Here is a 17,316-nt window from a genome sequence, read left to right on the forward strand (position 1 = left end):
GATGATGTTTCAGTCGTTTTTGGACAGCCGCCTGGCTTTGCCCGACCTGATCGCGGTGACGCTGCTTTTCGCGGCCTGGATCGGCATCGGCTGGCTGACGGAAAGCCCGCCTGCGGGGCGGCCCTCGGTCTCGGTGCTGATGACGCGGTTCCGGCGCGAGTGGATGCGGCAATTCGTGGGCCGCGACAACCGCATCTTTGACGGCAACATTCTGGCCAGCCTGCGCGAGGGGACGGCGTTCTTCGCCAGCGCCTGCATGATCGCCACGGGCGGCCTGCTGGCGCTGATCGGCAATGGCGAAAGGCTGCGCGGCATCGTGCGCGAATTCGAGATCGAATCCGTCGCGGGCACCGGCTACGAGATGCGCCTTCTGGTCACGATGTTCTTCGTGGTGAACGCCTTCCTGAAGTTCGTCTGGGCGCACCGTCTGTTCGGCTATTGCGCGGTGGCGATGGCCTCGGTGCCGAACCGGCCCGACGATCCGGTGGCGCTGGACCGCGCGATGCAGGCGGCGGACCTGAACATCACGGCGGCGCGCAACTTCAATGCCGGGCTTCGCAGCGTCTATTTCGCGCTTGGCTCGCTGACCTGGCTGGCCGGACCCTGGGGGCTGATGGCGGGCACGGCGGTCGTCGTCTTCGTGACGTGGCGGCGGGAATTCGCCTCGACCTCGCGGCAGGTCATCCTGAGGTCGCTGCCCGCGCCCGAGCTTTCCGCTCCTGCCGCCGCGCAAGTGTCAGCACCAGAGCGCCCGCAGCCGTAAGCGCGATGCCGACGACACCCGGCGCGCGCCAGCCCCAGCCCGCCGCCAGCGCCAGCCCGCCAAGGAACGGCCCAAGCGCATTGGCCGCGTTGAAGGCCGCGTGGTTCATCGCGGCGGCCATGTTCTGGGCGCGGCCCGCGACCTCCATCAGGCGGGTCTGAAGCGGGATCACAAGCCCCGCCCCCGCCGCGATCAGGAAGGACGAGACGACCATCAGCGGCCAGCTTCCCACGACCAGCGCGGCGAAGCCCTGCGTCACCGCCATCGCCGCCAGGCTGAGGTAAGCGGCCCGGTCGGTGCCCAGCCATTCGGTGTAGCGCCCGGCCGCCCATGTCCCCAGCGTGCCGCCGATGCCGAAGACCGCCAGCGTCAGCGGGATCACATAGGGCGGCGCCTCGGTCGTCGCCAGGATCGCGGCCGTCATGAACGCATAGACCGAGAACAGCCCCCCGAAGCCGATCGCCCCCACCGCCAGCGTCCAGAGGACGCGCGGATTGGACAGGGCGGCCAGTTCGTCCCAGGGCCGCGCATGGGGGTTGCCGCCGACACGCGGCGCCAGCCGCAGGATCGCCCAGGCCGAGGCCAGCGCGATCGCGCCGGGCATCGCAAAGCCCCAACGCCAGCCGATCACCTGCCCCATCCAGCCCGCCAGCGGCACGCCGACGATGTTGGCCACCGTCAGCCCCAGGATCACCTGCGCCGCGCCCCGCGCCCTCTGGCCCAAGGGCAGCGCATCGGCGGCATAAAGCATCGCGACGCCCAGAAAACCGCCATGCGGCAGGCCGGCCAGAAACCGCGCCCCCGTCAGCGAGGCAAAGCCCGGCATCACGGCGGCGGCAAGGTTCATCACCCCATAGAACGCCATCAGCGCCGCCAGAAAGCGCCTGCGCGGCAGTTTTGCACCCATCATCGAGGTGATCGGCGCCCCCACCACGACCCCGATCGCATAGGCGCTGATCACATGCCCCGCCTGCGATTCGCTGAGACCCAGATCGCCCGCAAAGAAGGGCAGCAGCCCCATCGCCGAGAACTCGGACGTGCCGATGGCGAATGCGCCAAGCGCCAGCGCCAGAATGGCGGGGCGCAGATCGCGGCTGGGGGTGTCGGTCATGGGCTGGTCCTTCTGCGGGGGCTTTCCCGCCCTCACACCAGCTTGGACGGCCAAGGGCAAGGGGCCGCGCGGCGGGCCGGACCTTGCACGGCGTGCAATGCCTCAGATGTGGCCGCGCTGCACCATCAGCCAGACCGCGCCTGCCCCGATCAGAAGCAGCGCCAGAACCAGTTTCGCGGTCAGGCCCAGAACCCGGCCCTGCACGCGCGACAACTCGCCCAAGGGGCGCAGATGCGCCGACAGGGCGGCATGGTCGCGCGCCAGCGCCGCCAGCGGCAACTGCCGCGCGATGCGGGGCTGGCACGCCAGCCGGTCGGCCCGCGCCAGGCGCCAGCCCTGACGGCGCAGCCGCCCGGGCAGCGCGCCGCCGCGCCGCTGCATCATCTGCTCGAGCGTGGGTCTTTCACCGCGCGCGCCGCCGCCCAGCCGCGAGACCATCAGGTCGGCCACGTCATCGGCCATCCGGCGGATATCCTCGAACGAATGGGGCGCGTTGCTCATGGCGGCACGATAGACGGGATGGCGGCGGCGCGCCAGACGCTCTAACCTGTCGGAATGAAGCTGAATCATGTCACTGCCGGGGATGATGCCGGCCTGCCCGTCCTTCTGGTCCACGGCCTGTTCGGCCAGGCCCGCAACCTTGGCGCACAGGCGCGCCGGCTGGCCGAGGGCCGCCGCGTGGTCAGCGTCGATCTGCGCAATCACGGCGAAAGCCCGCATGATCCGGACGCCTCCTACACCGCGCTGGCCGCCGATCTGGCCGAGATGATCGAGGCTTTGGGCGGGTGCGCCGATCTGGTCGGGCATTCGATGGGCGGCAAGGCGGCGATGGTGCTGGCGCTGAAGCGGCCCGAACTGGTGCGCAAGCTGGTCGTCATGGACATCGCGCCGGTGGCTTACGGCCATGACCAGACCCCGAACATCGACGCGATGGAAGGTCTGGACCTGACCGGGATCGAGCGGCGCGGACAGGCCGATCGCGCGCTGGCCGACCGGATCGAGGATCGCGGCACCCGCGCCTTTCTGCTGCAAAGCCTCGACCTGTCGCGCCAGCCGCCGGGCTGGCGGCTGAACCTCGCGGCGCTGCGGGCGCATATGCCGGGCATCGTGGGCTGGCCCGAGGGCGTTCCGCAGGCCAGTTTCGACGGGCCGGTCCTGGCGATCCGGGGCGCGCGGTCCGATTACGTCACCCGCGAGGGCGAGGCCGCCTTGCGCGCCCACTTCCCGCAGGCGCGCGTCGTCACGATCAAGGATGCGGGCCATTGGCTGCATGCCGACGCGCCCGAAGCCGTAGCCGAGACGCTGGCCGCGTTTCTGGGCGCGGGCTAGGCGCCCTGCTGTTCGGCCAGACGTTCGGCCAGCGATTCCGCGCGGGCGGCCAGTTCGGCCATCGCCTCGCGCAGATCGGCGGGGACGACCGGCACCTCGACGCGGGGCGGGTTGGCCTGAAGCCGCGCGATCTGGCGTTCGGCCTTTTCCAGCTTTTCCTCAAGCGCGGCATGGCGGTCGGCCAGCATCAGCCCCGCCAGCAGCAGCAGGCGCGGTTCGGGCACGCGCCCGGCCTGCGACAGGATCTGCTGCGCCTCTCCGTCCAGGATCTGGGCGGCGCGGGCCAGAAGCGCCTCTTCGCCATCGGCAGAGCCGACGCGGTATTCCTTGTGTCCGATGGTGAATTCGACCTCGGCCATGTCAGCTTTCCTTGTCGGGGTTGGGCATGTCGGCGGTAACAGGGACGGTGTCGGCGGGCAGCAGGCGCCCCAGTTCGGCCATGATCTCGGCCATCTGCGCGATCTCGGCCTCGCGGGCGGCGCGCAGGGCGGTGATCTCGGCCTGCAGCGCCTCGAGCGCCTCGTCGCGGGTGACGCCGCCGGTCTCGGCCGCCTCGATCAGCAGGCGGTTCGCCGCCGCCAGCTCGTCATTGGCCGCAGACAGCCGCGCGGCACCGTCCTGCGCCTCGCGCAGGCGGGCCTCGGTCTCGGATAGGGCCGTCTCAAGCTGCCCAAGGCTTGGATCGTCGCCCGCACGGGGCCGCGCCGTCCCGGCCTCGAGAAGCTGGTCGATGCGGTCGAGCGCGGCGGAAAGCCTGCGTTCGCTGGCTGAGATTTCGGTCATGGCGGCATCGGTCCCGTATCTGCTATGGCCCGGTTGTCGCATGAGGCGACGGGACAAGACAAGCATGGGCAGGGCGGGCAGGTCCATCCCCGCCCGCCCTGCCCGTGTTCACGACAATTCGCGCCGCTCGGCCCGAAGGCCGCTGACCACCGCATAGCAGGCGCCCAGAAGCACCAGCGTAAAGGGCAGCCCGGTCGAAACCGCCATCGCCTGCAACGCGACCAGACCGCCGCCCAGCAGAAGTGCGATGGCCACCGCGCCCTCGATGCCCACCCAGAAGATGCGCTGCGGGACGGGGGCGTTCACCTTGCCCCCCGCCGCGATCGTGTCGATCACCAGCGAGCCCGAATCCGACGAGGTGATGAAGAACACGAGCACCAGCACGATCCCCACGACAGAGGTGATCGCGGCCAGCGGCAGCTGGCCCAGCATCTCGAACAGCTGCAATTCCAGAGGCGCGTCGAGGATGCCCGCAAAGCCGTCCTGCGTCAGCGAGATCGCCGTGCCGCCAAGCGCCGTCATCCATAGGACCGAGATCAGCGAGGGCACGATCAGCACGGCCGTCAGCAATTGCCGCACCGTCCGCCCGCGCGAGACGCGCGCGATGAACATGCCGACAAAGGGCGACCAGCTGATCCACCATGCCCAGTAGAAGGCCGTCCAGCCCTGCCGGAAATTGTCGTCGTCGCGCCCGAACGGGTTGGACAGGGGCACAAGCTCGGCCGCATAGGCGCCCAGATTGCGGAAGAACCCGCCGAGGATCGCCACCGTCGGCCCGATCACGATGACGAAGACCAGCAGGATCAGGGCCAGGACCATGTTCGCCTCGGACAGGCGCTTGACGCCTTTTTCGACGCCCATCACGACAGAGACGCCCGCGACCAGCGTGATCGCCACGATCAGCCCGACGCGCATCCAGTCGTCATTGGCCGCGCCGAACAGGTAGGCCAGCCCAGCCGTCGCCTGTTCGGCCCCGAGGCCGAGCGATGTCGCCAGCCCGAAGATCGTCGCCAGCACGGCAAGGATGTCGATGACATGGCCCGGCCAGCCCCAGATCCGTTCCCCGAGGATCGGGTAAAAGACGGATCGCAGCGTCAGCGGCAGGCCCTTGTTATAGGCAAACAGCGCCAGCGCCAGCGCGACGACCGCATAGATCGCCCAAGGGTGCAGACCCCAGTGAAAGATCGTCGCGGCCATGCCCAGCCGTTCCGCCGCGGCCGCGTCGCCCGCAGCCCCGCCAAGCGGTGCCCAGTCCACGCGCGCGCCGCCCTCCAGCGCGGGGCCGGCCAGGGCGGCCTCGAAGTGGCCCAGGGGTTCGCTGACGCCGTAGAACATCAGCCCGATTCCCATGCCTGCCGCAAAGAGCATCGCAAACCAGCCAGACAGGCTGAAATCGGGCGTCGAATCCGGACCGCCCAGCCGGACCGAGCCCAGAGGCGACACGATCAGCGCCAGGCACAGCAGCACGAAGACATTGCCCGCCAACAGGAAGAACCAGTCCATCCGCGAGGTCAGCGTGTCGCGCAATCCGCTGAAGAACGGCTCCATCTGGTCGGGAAACAGCAGCGTGACCGCCGTGAAGGCCACGACCGCCAGCGCCGAGATGCCGAAAACGGGGTTGTGGATGTCGAAAGGGACCGCGCCCTTGCCCTCGATATTGTCCTGACCGATCGTGTAATCGGTCTCGATGATGGCGGTGGGGCCTTCGGGTTCGGGCAGCGGTTCCACCGCGGGCTCGGGCGCCGGTTCCGGGGCGGGCTTGTGGCGCCCGGCAAGGGCCTCGGCCTCGCGCTGGCGGTCTCCGGGCTGGCCGCGATGGCCGCGCCGTCCTCCGGGGTCGTTTTTCGTGTCAGACATCCTGTCCCTTTCGTTGGATACGCGTGTTCCGGGGCGAAGTGCCGCGATGCTCACGCAGAATTAACCATTGATCCGGGAACAAAATGCCGCCCGGCCCCCGACGGTTCCCCGTTTGGGTCGGAACACCCCGTCTTGGCGCGGGGCCGGGCTGGGCCTATAAGGCCCGCAGGCGAGACAAGGACACCCCATGCGCAAGGCCACGATCACCCGTACCACATCCGAGACCCAGATCGAGGTGACGCTGAACCTTGACGGCACCGGGATCTACGACAACCAGACGGGCGTGGGCTTCTTCGACCACATGCTGGACCAGCTGTCACGGCATTCGCTGATCGACATGACCATCCGCGCCAAGGGCGATCTGCATATCGACGACCACCACACGGTCGAGGATACCGGCATCGCCATCGGCCAGGCGCTGGTCGCGGCATTGGCCGACAAGAAGGGCATCCGCCGCTACGGGAATTTCCTGCTGGCGATGGACGATTCGCTGGTGCGGGCGGCGCTGGACTTGTCGGCGCGGCCCTATCTGGTCTGGAACGTCGATTTCCCGTCGGAAAAGATCGGGACGTTCGACACCGAACTGGTGCGCGAGTTCTTCCAGGCGCTGTCAACGCATGGCGGCATCACGCTGCATGTGGACCGCATCCACGGCCTGAACAGCCACCATATCGCAGAGGCCGCCTTCAAGGCCGTGGCCCGCGCGCTGCGCGAAGCGGTCGAGCCCGACCCCCGCATGGCGGGCGTGCTGCCCTCGACCAAGGGGGCGCTGTGATGCGGGTCGCGCTGGTCGATTACGACAGCGGCAACCTGCATTCGGCCGAAAAGGCGTTCCAGCTGATGGGCTGCGACGCGGGCGCCGAGGTGATCGTGACCTCCGACCCCGAGGTGGCCGCCCGCGCCGACCGCATCGTGCTGCCCGGCGACGGGGCCTTCCCCGCCTGCCGCGCGGCCCTGGGCGAGGTGGACGGCATGGCCGAGGCGATCCGCGACGCGGTCCTGACGCGCGGCGTGCCCTTCATGGGGATCTGCGTCGGCATGCAGATGCTGGCCACAACGGGGCACGAATACCGCGAGACCCCCGGCCTGAACTGGATCGCAGGCGAGATCCGCGCCATCGGCGCCCCCGGCCTCAAGGTGCCGCATATGGGCTGGAACGATCTGGTCATCGACCACCCCCATCCGGTGCTGGAGGGCATCGCGACGGGCGATCACGCCTATTTCGTGCATTCCTGGCAGTTCCAGGTGGCGGACCCCGCGCATCTCTTGGCCCATGTCGATTACGGCGGACCGGTGACGGCGGTGGTGGGGCGCGACAACATCGTGGGCACCCAGTTCCACCCCGAGAAATCTCAGACCGTCGGCCTGCGCCTGATCGCCAACTTCCTGCGCTGGAATCCCTGACGCATATCCGGCGGGCAGTTCCGGGCCAAGGGCGCGAAACGCGCCCGCCCGCGGCGCCGCGCCTCTGGACGCCGGCCCGCGCGCAGGCTTTCCTGTCCCAGACAACCCAGAGGTGCCCATGGACCCGCTTGAACGCCGCATCGCCATCGCTCGCGGGGACGCGCCCGCCGATATCGTCCTGCGCGGCGGGCAGGTCTTTGACCTGATCACCGGCACGATGGTGCAAGGCGACGTCGCCATTGCAGGCGACCGCATCGCGGGGATCGGCGAATATGACGGCGCGCGCATCATCGACGTGACGGGGCTGACGCTGGTGCCCGGCTTCATCGACACGCATCTGCATGTCGAAAGCAGCCTGATCACGCCGCATGAATTCGACCGCTGCGTGACGCCGCGCGGCGTCACCACCGCGATCTGCGACCCGCACGAGATCGCCAATGTCGCGGGCCTCGACGGCATCCGCTGGTTCCAGAAGGCGTCCGAATGCCTGCTGATGGACCTGCGGGTGCAGCTTTCCTCCTGCGTGCCCTCGACCGAGATGGAGACCGCGGGCGCCCGGATCGAGGCCGCCGATCTGGCGCAGGTCATGGGCCACCCCTCGTCCATCGGCCTGGCCGAATTCATGAACTATCCCGGCGTGATCCACCGCGACCCCGCCGCGATGGCCAAGCTGCGCCTGTTTCAGGGCGGCCATATCGACGGCCATTGCCCGCAGCTGACCGGGCTGGACCTGAACGCCTATATCGCCGCGGGCATCCGCACCGAACACGAGGCCACCACCGCCGCCGAGGCGCTGGAAAAGCTGCGCAAGGGCATGCGCGTGCTGATCCGCGAAGGCTCGGTCAGCAAGGATCTGGACGCGCTGGCCCCGATCCTGACCGAGACGACCAGCCCCTATCTCTGCCTCTGCACGGATGACCGCAACCCGCTGGACATCGCCGAACAGGGGCATCTGGACCACATGATCCGCCGCCTGATCGCGCTTGGCACGCCACCGCTGGCCGCCTATCGCGCGGCCTCGCTGTCGGCGGCCGAGGCGTTCGGGCTGAAGGATCGCGGCCTGATCGCGCCGGGCCTGCGCGCTGACATCGTGGCGCTGGACGATCTGACGACCTGCCGGGCGCGGCTTGTCCTTGCGGGCGGGCGCGTGGTCGATGACGCGGCCTTCGCCACCCGCCCGGCGCTTGAGCCCATCGCCCGCGCCTCGGTCCGCGCGCCCCGGCTGGCGCCGCAGGATTTCCGCGCCACCGGCAACCGCGTCCAGACCCCGGTGATCGGCATCATCGAGGGCAAGATCATCACCGAACACCTGAGTATCGACATCCCGCCCGAGGATGGCGACAAGCGCCCCGACCCGGCCCGCGACCTTTGCCGCATCGCCGTGATCGAGCGGCACGGCAAGAACGGCAACATCGCCACCGGATTCGTGCGCGGCTTCGGGCTGGAACGCGGCGCCATCGCCTCGACCGTCTGTCACGACCACCACAATATCGCGGTGGTCGGCACCGATTACGCAGACATGGCGCTGGCCGCGAACCGCCTGACCCAGATCGAGGGCGGCTTCGTCGTGGCCCAGGGCGGCCGAATTCTCGCGGAACTGCCCTTGCCCGTGGCAGGCCTGATGAGCCTGGGCCCGTTCGAGGCGGTCCACAGGAACCTCATCGCCCTGCGCGCCGCCGCAAGCAGCCTCGGCACCACACTCGAGGAACCCTTCCTACAACTGGCCTTCCTGGCCCTGCCGGTCATCCCCGCGCTCAAGATCACCGATCGCGGCATGGTCGACGTGATCCGATTCGAGATCATCGCCCCCTGAAACCCCTTCTTCTTCACGAAAATATCCGCGGGGGTGAACTGGCCGGCACGGCCAGGAGGGGGCGGCAGCCCCCTTACCCGGCTCGGACCCGCGCGACCTCGGCAATGGCGCACGCGACGGCATCCTCGATGCTCAGCGCGCTCGTATCCAGCATCACGGCATCCTCGGCAGGTCGCAGGGGCGCCGTCGCGCGGGCGCTGTCGCGGGCATCGCGCTCGCGCAGTTCGACCAGAATCCGCGCGGGGTCGGCGCCCAGCTCGGCCGCGCGCCGCGCCGCGCGCACCTCGTCCGAGGCAATGACATAGAGCTTCAGCGCGGCACCGGGGCAGATCACCGTGCCGATGTCACGTCCATCCAGCACCGCGCCCGGCTCCTGGATGGCGAAGCGGCGCTGGAAATCGACCAGCGCCTCGCGCACTTCGGGAATGGCGGCGACGCGGCTCGCGGCCTGCCCGGCCTCGGCGCTGCGCAGATCGCCGCGCTCCATATCGGCCGGGCGCAGGGCGCGCGCGGCCTGGACAGGATCGCCGCCGATGGCGCCGGTCGCGCGGTAAAGCAGACCCGTATCCAGATGGTGAAAGCCGAAATGCCGCGCGATCGCCCGCGCGATCGTGCCTTTCCCCGAGGCCGCAGGCCCGTCGATGGCGATTGTGAATGGCATGTCCGTCGGCCCCCGCCCGCGATCCGCTGTTGCTGCGCCCGCATCATTGCCATGACGGCACGGCCAGCGTCCAGCAATCCCCGGGGATTTTCTTCATCGCGCCCCAAGTTTCCGCTTGGCATGTCCCGCTTCCCGATTACCAATGAATTTATTGCGAAAGATATAATTGAAATCGAGATTTCATGCCCATCGACCACCTTCAAAAAATCGCCCGCGCGCCGGATATCGACACGCTCCGCGGGTTCTTTCTCGACGCGATGAAAGGTCAGGGATTCGAGAACGCGTTCTACACCGCACGCTTTCTCGCCGCCCTGCCCAGCCAGTCGCGGCATCATCAGGACGTGCTCATCACCAACATCCCCAAAACCATGCAGCAGGAGATGCTGCGCCCGCGCGCCGGTCGCACCCCGCAATGGGCGGAATGGGTTGATCGGAACGATGGCACGATCTCGTTCCGGGACCTGCGCCGGACGATTGAAGCCGTCGGCGCGTCTCGCCCCCCGGAGTTCGAGATCGCGCGCCATCACGGGCTCGGGGCCGTCCAGGTCGTCAGCCTGCGCGGCCAGGTCATGCGCTGGACGGGCGCGGTCCTGTTGAACCCGCGCCTTGGCGCCACCCCCGAGGAACTGGACGCGCTCTGGCGTGAACGGGGGCGCGAGGCGGTCCTGATCTGCCGGGTCGCGCATCTGCGGCTGGCCACGATCCCGCGCAACAGCGGCCAGCCGCTGCTGACCCCACGCCAGCGCGAGGTGCTGGAATGGCGCTCGGCCGGCAAGACCGTGGGCGAGATCGCCACGATCATCGGCGTGACCCCGGCCACGGTCGAAAAGCACATGCGCCTGGCCCGCGAGGCGCTTGGCGCACAGACCACCGCGCAGGCCATCCTGCGCGCCCATGTCGCGCATGAACTGTTCCCGCGCGTGATGCACAGCCAGCCCTTGACCTGACCGCGCCCCTGATCCGCGCCAGAGGTGGGGTTTCCCCGACTTTTCATGCACGCGGCGCACCGGCACATCTTGGCTGTTCCGTGAGAGGTGGCACGCAAGTGCCAGGAACCCGAGCCCCGCCTTGCGGTGTTGCCTTCGGCGGGGCGCGGCCGGACCCTCGGGTCCGGCGGACTGCCGGTCGGGCATTGCCTGCCGGCAGTTTCGCATTTGCCCCTGCCGGCCCTTTCCACCGGTCCCGATCCGCGCCAGACTGCCCCCGGTCCGCAAAGGGAGGCCGCCTTGACCGACCCCATCGACCCCCAGATCCGCGCCCGGCTGTTGGCCAGCTTCGCGGCCCAGGGCCTCATGGCCCATCTGGGGGCGCGGATCGCCGCCATCGCCCCAGGCCAGGTGACGCTGCATCTGCCCGCAGGCCCGCACCTGACGCAGCAGCACGGCTATTTCCACGCGGGCGGCACCGCGGCCATCGCCGACAGCGCAGGCGGCTACGCAGCCTTCACGCTGTTTCCGCCGGGCTTCAACGTGCTGACGAGCGAGTTCAAGCTGAACCTGCTCAGCCCCGCGCAGGGCGATCACCTCGAGGCGACGGGTCGTGTCATCAAGCCGGGCCGCACGCTGATCATCTGCCAGCTGGATGTATGGGGCGTCACCGGCGACGAACGCCGCCATGTGGCGACCGGGCTTCAGACCCTGATTCGCGTGGCCGAGACCCGCGCGGATGCGTCACGGAACGCGCCCCCGTGACAGCGCGGTATCGTTAGCGTAAACATCCCCGGAACGAAACTCTGGGGGATTGCGCAGCATGGAAAAGGCGGGAATCGGGCTGATCGGGTTGGGCACGATGGGGGCGGCGCTGGCGCTGAACATCGCCGAAAAGGCAAGCCGGATCGCGGTCTGGAACCGCACGACCGAGGTGACGCACCGCTTCCACGCCGAGGCAGGCGATCTGGCGCCACGCGTGATCCCGACCGAGACCCTGGCCGACCTGGTCGCCGCCATCGAAAGCCCGCGCGCGATCATCCTGATGGTGCCCGCCGGGCAGGCCGTCGATGACCAGCTTGACGCGCTTGCACCGCTGCTCGACCCCGAGGATCTGGTGATCGACGCGGGCAATGCCGATTTCCACGACACGAACCGCCGCTCGGCGGCGGGGCTGCCGTTCCGCTTTCTGGGCATGGGCGTCTCGGGCGGGGAAGAGGGCGCGCGCCACGGCCCCGCGATCATGGGCGGGGGCCGGGCCGAGGATTGGGCGCGCATCGCCCCGATCATGGAGGCCATCGCCGCCCGCGCCGAGGATGGCACCCCCTGCGCCGCCCGGATGGGCGATGCGGGCGCGGGCCATTTCGTGAAGATGGTCCATAACGGCATCGAATATGCAGACATGCAGATGATCGCCGAGGTTTACGGCCTGATGCGCGACGGGATGGGACAGGACGCGGCCTCGATCTCTGAGGTCTTCGCGCGCTGGAACCAGGGCGCGCTGCAATCCTACCTGATCGAGATTTCCGCCGCCGTCACCGCCGCGACCGACCCGCTGACCGGGCAGGCCATGCCCGACGTGATCCTGGACCGCGCGGGCCAGAAGGGCACAGGCCGCTGGACCGCGATCGAGGCGCAGCACATCGCAGCCCCCATCCCGGTGATCGAGGCCGCCGTGATGGCGCGCAACCTCTCGGCCCGGCTTCCCGAGCGACAGGCCGGTCAGGCGCTGTTCGGCGCCGCACCCGGCCCGGTGTCCATCGCCCCCGAGGGGCTGGAACAGGCGCTGATCGCGGGCAAGATCCTGTGCTACGCGCAGGGCTTTGCGATGATCGAGGCCGCCTCGGCGCGCTTCGGCTGGACGCTGGATCTGCCGCAGATCGCACGCGTCTGGCGGGCGGGCTGCATCATCCGCTCGGCCATGCTGAACGACATGGCCGAGGCCCTGGCCGAGGACCCGTCGCGCAATCTGGTCATGGCGCCCTTCTTCGCGGACCTCTTGCGCCGGGCCGTTCCCGATCTGCGGGCGGTGGTGACGGCGGGGATCGGCGCGGGCCACGGCCTGCCCGCGCTGGCGCAGGGGCTGATCTGGTTCGACATGGCCCGCACCGCGCGCGGCACCGCGAACCTGATCCAGGCGCAGCGCGATTTCTTCGGCGCCCACGGCTTCGAACGCCTCGACGGGCAGAACGCCCCCCACGGCCCCTGGGGCCAGAAGGGCTGAGCGATCAGCCGCGCGGGCGGCCGATCTCTCCCAGCGTCAGGACCGGCGATGCGTCGATGCCGCTGGCATTCAGCATCGCCGCGACGCGTTCCAGACTGGCGACCAGCATCGCCTGTTCCCAATCATGCAGGGCCTGAAAGCCCTGGACGAAGTTCTGCTGCAACGCATCGGGCGCCTGGGCCAGCGCCTCGGCCCCGGCCTCGGTCAGCCGGACCAGCAATTGCCGCCGGTCCGCGACCGAGCGTTCGCGCAGAACGTAACCGCGCTTTTCCAGCTGATCGACCAGCGCCGTCACCGTGGCCTGACTGACCCCCATCCGCCCCGCCAGCCTCGAAGGCGGCGCCTGCCGCCCGGTCTCGGCCGACAGGATCTGAAGCACGCGCAGCTTGGCGGGCGTCAGCCCCGCCGCCTGCGCCAGTTCGCGTTCATATTGCTCGGTCGCGCGCAGGATGCGACGCAGCGCGATCAGCGCCGCGTCGGTGCGCGCCAAAGGGATGGCGTCAGTCATCCCGCCTTGTAGCATCGCTTCGACTCACAAAGCAATTCTGGCCAATCGGCGATAATTCGCCTATCGAAGCATTCCCAGCGATTGCTGGCCGATCTCAGCGCCAGAGTCGTGAATTCCATTTCATAAATTGGCCAAATTTGCGCAAAATCGCCCCAAACTTGAAACCAGCTCACGCGCCAGTTATTTAGTATGCCTAAGCAAAAGAGGACAGAGCCCATGCCGCGAGACCTGCCGCTTGACGACCGGACCGACCGCACCCTTCGGCTGCGCAAGCCCGAGCCTACGGACGGACCCGCCATCTGGGCGCTGATCCGCGCCTGCAAGCCGCTGGACGAGAACTCGCTTTACTGCAACCTCGTTCAGGCCGAGCACTTCTCGGAAACCTGCATCCTGGCCGAGCGCGAGGGAGAGGTTCTGGGCTGGATCTCGGGGCACATGATCCCGAACGAAGATGCTCTGTTCATCTGGCAGGTGGCGGTCAGCCCCAAGGCGCGCGGGCTGGGCCTCGGGCGGCGGATGCTGCACGATCTGGTCCGGCGCGAGGCCTGCCGCGACGCGCGCCAGCTTCGCACCACCATCACGCGGGACAATCAGGCCAGCTGGGCGCTGTTCCGCAGCCTGGCCCGCCATCTGGGCGGTGAGATCAAGGCCCGCCCGCATTACACCCGCGCCGAGCATTTCGGCGGGCGGCATGCGACCGAGCATCTGGTCACGATCCCCCTGCCCCCGGTGGCGCGCCGCGCCAGCGCCCTGCGCGCGGCCTGAACAATCCCCATCAGACGCGGCATCGCCGCAAAAGGACATCACATGCCCAAAGACATGGCCCAAAGCATTGACGACACCGACATCTTCACCCGTCGCGAAAGCGCGGCGCGTTCCTATTGCCGGGGCATCCCCGCGATCTTCACCAGTGCGCAAGGCTCGATCATGCGCGACGCCGAGGGGCGCGAGCATATCGACTTTCTGGCCGGCTGCTCGTCTCTGAATTACGGCCACAACGACCCCGACATGAAGGCCGCGCTGATCGACCACCTGACCGCAGACGGCATCGCCCACGGTCTGGACCTGCACACCGACGCCAAGGCGCGGTTCCTTGACGCCTTCGAGCGGCACATCCTGACGCCGCGTGGCATGGATCACCGCGTCATGTTCACCGGCCCCACCGGCGCCAACGCGGTCGAGGCCGCGATGAAGATGGCGCGCAAGGCGACGGGCCGGACGAATATCATCGCCTTCACCAACGGCTTTCACGGGGTGACCATGGGCGCGCTGGCTGCGACCGGGAACGGCTATCACCGTGGCGGCGCCAGCATGGACACGCAGGGCGTCACGCGTATGCCCTATGACGGCTATGCCGATGGCGTGGACAGCGCCGCGCTGCTGGAACAGATGCTGTCCGACCGCTCGGGCGGGATCGACGCGCCCGCCGCGATCATGCTGGAACTGGTGCAGGGCGAGGGCGGGCTGAACGCGGCCTCGCCGGAATTCGTCCAGCGCGTGGCCCGGATCGCGCGCGACCATGACGCCCTGCTGATCATCGACGACATCCAGGCGGGCTGCGGCCGGACCGGGCGCTTCTTCTCGTTCGAGGAGATGGGCGTGACCCCCGACCTCGTGCCGCTGGCCAAGTCGATCTCGGGCTTCGGGCTGCCGCTGGCGATGGTTCTGGTGCGTCCGCAGCACGATCTGTTCGGCCCGGCCGAGCACAACGGAACGTTTCGCGGCAACAACCATGCCTTCGTGACGGCCCGCGTCGCGGTCGAGAAATTCTGGTCGGACGATGCCTTCCAGACCGACCTGACCCGCCGCGCCGCCCTGATCGAGCGCCGCCTGGGCGCCATCGCCGCGATGGTCCCCGGCGCCTACCTCAAGGGGCGCGGGCTGATGCGCGGCGTCGATGTCGGCTCGGGCGAGCTGGCGGGTGCGATCTGCAAGCGCGCCTATGAGGGCGGCCTGATCATCGAGACCTCGGGCAACGAGGATCAGGTGGTCAAGGTTCTGGCCCCCCTGACCACACCCGACGCGCTGTTCGACAAGGGCTTCGACATCCTCGAGGCCGCGACCCGCGCCACCTTGTCCGACAACGCCATCGCAGCGGAGTGACCTTATGATCGTTCGCAATTTCCACGACCTGAAAAACACCGACCGCTCGGTTTCCGACAAGCACTGGAATTCGGTGCGGATGCTGCTGGCCGATGACGGAATGGGCTTTTCCTTCCACATCACCACGATTGGCGGCGGAACCGAGCATACGTTCCACTACAAGCACCATTTCGAAAGCGTCTATTGCATCTCGGGGAAGGGCTCGATCGAGGATCTGGCCACGGGCGAGGTGCATCCGATCGCGCCCGGCGTGATGTATGCGCTGGACAAGCACGACAAGCACGTCCTGCGCTGCGAGGAAACGCTGGTCTTTGCCTGCTGCTTCAACCCGCCCGTGACCGGAACCGAGGTGCATCGCGAGGATGGCAGCTACGCCCCCGCCGAGGAAACCGCATGACCAGAGCCAGCCATACCGTCGAGAAGATCGGAGGCACCACCATGTCGCGCATCGGCGCGCTGCGTGACAGCCTGCTGATCCGCGATCCCGCCTCGCCCTATGGCCGCGTCTTTGTCGTCTCGGCCTTTGGCGGCATCACCAACCTGCTGCTGGAGCACAAGAAATCCGGCGAGCCGGGCGTCTATGCCGCCTTTGCCAGCGGCGAGGGCGATCACGGCTGGCTGGCGGCGCTGGACCGCGTGCAGGACGCGATGCGGGCGGCCCATGCCGATGTGCTGGACCACCCCGCCGATCTGGAACGCGCCGATGCCTTTGTCCGCGACCGACTGGAAGGGGCGCGCAACTGCCTGATCGACCTGCAACGCCTGTGTTCCTACGGCCATTTCCGTCTGTCGGAACACATGCTGCAGATGCGCGAGCTTCTGTCCGGTCTGGGCGAGGCGCATTCGGCCTTTGTCACCACGCTGATGCTGCAACGGGCGGGCATCGCGGCGCGCTTCGTCGATCTGTCGGGCTGGCGCGATCAAGACGAGGTTGACCTGGACCAGCGCATCACCGCCGCGATGGCGGCTGTCGATCCGGCCAGCGAAATGCCCATCGTCACCGGTTACGCCCAGTGCCGCGAGGGGCTGATGCGCGAATTCGACCGGGGCTATTCCGAAGTGACCTTTTCGCGTCTGGCCGCGCTGACGGGTGCGCGCGAGGCGATCATCCACAAGGAATTCCACCTGTCCTCGGCCGATCCGCGTCTGGTGGGCGAACAGGCGGTCCGCAAGCTGGGGCGCACGAATTACGACGTGGCCGACCAGTTGTCCAATCTGGGCATGGAGGCGATCCACCCCAAGGCCGCCAAGACCCTGCGCCAATCGGGCGTCGCCCTGCGCGTCACCAACGCCTTTCAGCCCGACGATCCCGGCACGCTGATCGACGATTGCGCGCCCGAAAAGGCCGCCGTCGAGATCGTCACGGGGCTGGAGCTTTACGCGCTGGAGCTGTTCGAACAGGACATGGTCGGGGTCAAGGGCTACGACGCCGCGATCATCGAGGTGCTGACGCGCCACAATGTCCGCATCGTGTCCAAGGTCTCGAACGCGAACACGATCACGCATTACGTCGATGCCAGCCTCAAGCTGCTGCGCCGCGTGACCCGCGATCTGGAGGAACGCTATCCTTCGGCGCAGGTCGGACTGCGGGCTGTCGCGATGGTTGCGGCGGTGGGGCGCGATCTGGACGGGTTGTCGGTTCTGAACCGCGGCCTGAACGCGCTGGCCGAGGCCGGATTGTCCGCCATCGCGGCCAGTCAGGGTCCGCGTCAGGTCGATGTGCAGTTCATCACCGAACGAGAGCAGATGGCCGACGCGATCCGCGCCCTTCACGCCGCCCTGATCGAGGCTGACGCGCCCGCGATCCGCGCTGCCGCCTGATCTGGTTCAGCGC

At 68.5% G+C, this 17,316-nt stretch carries 19 protein-coding genes; 12 read left to right on the plus strand and 7 right to left on the minus strand.

What is annotated here, in order from left to right:
- Positions 1-4: 4 nt before the first annotated feature.
- On the plus strand, positions 5-763 hold the full coding sequence (locus ACTZWU_RS06290) for a DUF599 domain-containing protein (RefSeq protein ID WP_444736511.1): 759 nt from the start codon (positions 5-7) through the stop codon (positions 761-763).
- Here the strand turns inward: ACTZWU_RS06290 and ACTZWU_RS06295 are convergent.
- Together ACTZWU_RS06295 and ACTZWU_RS06300 are read right to left on the minus strand one after the other, a co-directional pair.
- Positions 681-1,874, minus strand: a complete 1,194-nt coding sequence (locus ACTZWU_RS06295) for an MFS transporter (protein ID WP_444736512.1) — start codon at positions 1,872-1,874, stop codon at positions 681-683. The two genes, ACTZWU_RS06290 and ACTZWU_RS06295, sit on opposite strands and share 83 nt — an antisense overlap.
- Positions 1,875-1,976: 102 nt before the next feature.
- The gene (locus ACTZWU_RS06300) at positions 1,977-2,444 is read right to left on the minus strand and encodes a hypothetical protein (RefSeq protein WP_444736513.1); all 468 of its coding nucleotides are present in this window, start codon (positions 2,442-2,444) and stop codon (positions 1,977-1,979) included.
- Between ACTZWU_RS06300 and ACTZWU_RS06305 the strand changes: the two genes are divergently transcribed.
- Positions 2,430-3,203: an alpha/beta fold hydrolase gene (locus ACTZWU_RS06305; protein ID WP_444736514.1), complete on the plus strand. Its 774-nt coding sequence runs from the start codon at positions 2,430-2,432 to the stop codon at positions 3,201-3,203. The two genes, ACTZWU_RS06300 and ACTZWU_RS06305, sit on opposite strands and share 15 nt — an antisense overlap.
- Here ACTZWU_RS06305 and zapA read toward each other — a convergent pair.
- The 3 genes from zapA to ACTZWU_RS06320 all read right to left on the minus strand — a co-directional run bounded on the left by zapA (position 3,200) and on the right by ACTZWU_RS06320 (position 5,843).
- Positions 3,200-3,562 (minus strand): cell division protein ZapA, encoded by a 363-nt coding sequence (gene zapA, locus ACTZWU_RS06310; RefSeq protein WP_444736515.1) that lies wholly within the window; start codon positions 3,560-3,562, stop codon positions 3,200-3,202. The genes ACTZWU_RS06305 and zapA overlap by 4 nt on opposite strands.
- 1 nt (position 3,563) lies before the next feature.
- Positions 3,564-3,986, minus strand: a complete 423-nt coding sequence (locus ACTZWU_RS06315) for a hypothetical protein (protein ID WP_444736516.1) — start codon at positions 3,984-3,986, stop codon at positions 3,564-3,566.
- A gap of 108 nt (positions 3,987-4,094) precedes the next feature.
- Positions 4,095-5,843 (minus strand): BCCT family transporter, encoded by a 1,749-nt coding sequence (locus ACTZWU_RS06320; RefSeq protein ID WP_444736517.1) that lies wholly within the window; start codon positions 5,841-5,843, stop codon positions 4,095-4,097.
- 187 nt (positions 5,844-6,030) lie between these two features.
- Here ACTZWU_RS06320 and hisB point away from each other — a divergent pair, with 187 nt between their 5' ends.
- The 3 genes from hisB (at position 6,031) to ade (ending at position 9,060) form a co-directional block, all read left to right on the plus strand.
- On the plus strand, positions 6,031-6,618 hold the full coding sequence (gene hisB / locus ACTZWU_RS06325; RefSeq protein ID WP_444736518.1) for an imidazoleglycerol-phosphate dehydratase HisB: 588 nt from the start codon (positions 6,031-6,033) through the stop codon (positions 6,616-6,618).
- Positions 6,618-7,247 carry an imidazole glycerol phosphate synthase subunit HisH gene (hisH, locus tag ACTZWU_RS06330; protein ID WP_444736519.1) on the plus strand — a complete coding sequence of 210 codons (630 nt, stop codon included), beginning with the start codon at positions 6,618-6,620 and terminating at the stop codon, positions 7,245-7,247. The genes hisB and hisH overlap by 1 nt, the downstream gene beginning before the upstream one ends.
- Before the next feature lie 118 nt (positions 7,248-7,365).
- On the plus strand, positions 7,366-9,060 hold the full coding sequence (ade, locus tag ACTZWU_RS06335; RefSeq protein ID WP_444736520.1) for an adenine deaminase: 1,695 nt from the start codon (positions 7,366-7,368) through the stop codon (positions 9,058-9,060).
- A 73-nt stretch (positions 9,061-9,133) separates the two neighbouring features.
- Here the strand turns inward: ade and ACTZWU_RS06340 are convergent, their stop codons facing one another.
- A complete protein-coding gene (locus ACTZWU_RS06340; protein WP_444736521.1) occupies positions 9,134-9,721 on the minus strand; it encodes a (d)CMP kinase in 588 nt (195 codons plus the stop codon).
- 182 nt (positions 9,722-9,903) lie between these two features.
- Here ACTZWU_RS06340 and ACTZWU_RS06345 point away from each other — a divergent pair, with 182 nt between their 5' ends.
- The 3 genes from ACTZWU_RS06345 (at position 9,904) to gndA (ending at position 12,871) form a co-directional block, all read left to right on the plus strand.
- Complete coding sequence (locus ACTZWU_RS06345; RefSeq protein WP_444736522.1) at positions 9,904-10,668, plus strand: helix-turn-helix transcriptional regulator; 765 nt, start codon at positions 9,904-9,906, stop codon at positions 10,666-10,668.
- A gap of 279 nt (positions 10,669-10,947) precedes the next feature.
- Positions 10,948-11,412: a PaaI family thioesterase gene (locus ACTZWU_RS06350; RefSeq protein WP_444736523.1), complete on the plus strand. Its 465-nt coding sequence runs from the start codon at positions 10,948-10,950 to the stop codon at positions 11,410-11,412.
- Between the two features lie 58 nt (positions 11,413-11,470).
- Positions 11,471-12,871 carry an NADP-dependent phosphogluconate dehydrogenase gene (gndA, locus tag ACTZWU_RS06355; protein ID WP_444736524.1) on the plus strand — a complete coding sequence of 467 codons (1,401 nt, stop codon included), beginning with the start codon at positions 11,471-11,473 and terminating at the stop codon, positions 12,869-12,871.
- Between the two features lie 4 nt (positions 12,872-12,875).
- On the opposite strand, the gene ACTZWU_RS06360 is transcribed toward gndA, so the two are convergent.
- Positions 12,876-13,379, minus strand: a complete 504-nt coding sequence (locus ACTZWU_RS06360) for a MarR family winged helix-turn-helix transcriptional regulator (RefSeq protein ID WP_444736525.1) — start codon at positions 13,377-13,379, stop codon at positions 12,876-12,878.
- Positions 13,380-13,595: 216 nt separating this feature from the next.
- On the opposite strand from ACTZWU_RS06360, the gene ectA reads away from it, so the two are divergent.
- Genes ectA through ACTZWU_RS06380 form a run of 4 tightly spaced genes read left to right on the plus strand, consistent with a single transcriptional unit; the run spans position 13,596 to position 17,303 of the window.
- Positions 13,596-14,144, plus strand: a complete 549-nt coding sequence (ectA, locus tag ACTZWU_RS06365; RefSeq protein ID WP_444736526.1) for a diaminobutyrate acetyltransferase — start codon at positions 13,596-13,598, stop codon at positions 14,142-14,144.
- Between the two features lie 42 nt (positions 14,145-14,186).
- Positions 14,187-15,482 (plus strand): diaminobutyrate--2-oxoglutarate transaminase, encoded by a 1,296-nt coding sequence (gene ectB, locus ACTZWU_RS06370; RefSeq protein WP_444736527.1) that lies wholly within the window; start codon positions 14,187-14,189, stop codon positions 15,480-15,482.
- 4 nt (positions 15,483-15,486) lie between these two features.
- On the plus strand, positions 15,487-15,879 hold the full coding sequence (locus ACTZWU_RS06375) for an ectoine synthase (protein ID WP_444736528.1): 393 nt from the start codon (positions 15,487-15,489) through the stop codon (positions 15,877-15,879).
- A complete protein-coding gene (locus tag ACTZWU_RS06380) occupies positions 15,876-17,303 on the plus strand; it encodes an aspartate kinase (protein WP_444736529.1) in 1,428 nt (475 codons plus the stop codon). The genes ACTZWU_RS06375 and ACTZWU_RS06380 overlap by 4 nt, the downstream gene beginning before the upstream one ends.
- The last annotated feature ends 13 nt before the right edge of the window (positions 17,304-17,316 follow it).

This window comes from Paracoccus sp. NSM, from assembly GCF_052379855.1.
Classification (GTDB): domain Bacteria; phylum Pseudomonadota; class Alphaproteobacteria; order Rhodobacterales; family Rhodobacteraceae; genus Paracoccus.

Bases quoted from the DNA above. Each gene is read 5' to 3' on its own strand.
- ACTZWU_RS06320 (WP_444736517.1), bottom strand. From the start codon at position 5,843: ATGTCTGACACGAAAAACGACCCCGGAGGACGGCGCGGCCATCGCGGC.
- hisB (WP_444736518.1), top strand. From the start codon at position 6,031: ATGCGCAAGGCCACGATCACCCGTACCACATCCGAGACCCAGATCGAG.
- ade (WP_444736520.1), top strand. From the start codon at position 7,366: ATGGACCCGCTTGAACGCCGCATCGCCATCGCTCGCGGGGACGCGCCC.
- ACTZWU_RS06315 (WP_444736516.1), bottom strand. From the start codon at position 3,986: ATGACCGAAATCTCAGCCAGCGAACGCAGGCTTTCCGCCGCGCTCGAC.
- ACTZWU_RS06375 (WP_444736528.1), top strand. From the start codon at position 15,487: ATGATCGTTCGCAATTTCCACGACCTGAAAAACACCGACCGCTCGGTT.
- zapA (WP_444736515.1), bottom strand. From the start codon at position 3,562: ATGGCCGAGGTCGAATTCACCATCGGACACAAGGAATACCGCGTCGGC.
- gndA (WP_444736524.1), top strand. From the start codon at position 11,471: ATGGAAAAGGCGGGAATCGGGCTGATCGGGTTGGGCACGATGGGGGCG.
- ACTZWU_RS06305 (WP_444736514.1), top strand. From the start codon at position 2,430: ATGAAGCTGAATCATGTCACTGCCGGGGATGATGCCGGCCTGCCCGTC.
- ACTZWU_RS06340 (WP_444736521.1), bottom strand. From the start codon at position 9,721: ATGCCATTCACAATCGCCATCGACGGGCCTGCGGCCTCGGGGAAAGGC.
- hisH (WP_444736519.1), top strand. From the start codon at position 6,618: ATGCGGGTCGCGCTGGTCGATTACGACAGCGGCAACCTGCATTCGGCC.
- ACTZWU_RS06300 (WP_444736513.1), bottom strand. From the start codon at position 2,444: ATGATTCAGCTTCATTCCGACAGGTTAGAGCGTCTGGCGCGCCGCCGC.
- ectA (WP_444736526.1), top strand. From the start codon at position 13,596: ATGCCGCGAGACCTGCCGCTTGACGACCGGACCGACCGCACCCTTCGG.
- ectB (WP_444736527.1), top strand. From the start codon at position 14,187: ATGCCCAAAGACATGGCCCAAAGCATTGACGACACCGACATCTTCACC.
- ACTZWU_RS06290 (WP_444736511.1), top strand. From the start codon at position 5: ATGTTTCAGTCGTTTTTGGACAGCCGCCTGGCTTTGCCCGACCTGATC.
- ACTZWU_RS06295 (WP_444736512.1), bottom strand. From the start codon at position 1,874: ATGACCGACACCCCCAGCCGCGATCTGCGCCCCGCCATTCTGGCGCTG.
- ACTZWU_RS06360 (WP_444736525.1), bottom strand. From the start codon at position 13,379: ATGACTGACGCCATCCCTTTGGCGCGCACCGACGCGGCGCTGATCGCG.
- ACTZWU_RS06380 (WP_444736529.1), top strand. From the start codon at position 15,876: ATGACCAGAGCCAGCCATACCGTCGAGAAGATCGGAGGCACCACCATG.
- ACTZWU_RS06345 (WP_444736522.1), top strand. From the start codon at position 9,904: ATGCCCATCGACCACCTTCAAAAAATCGCCCGCGCGCCGGATATCGAC.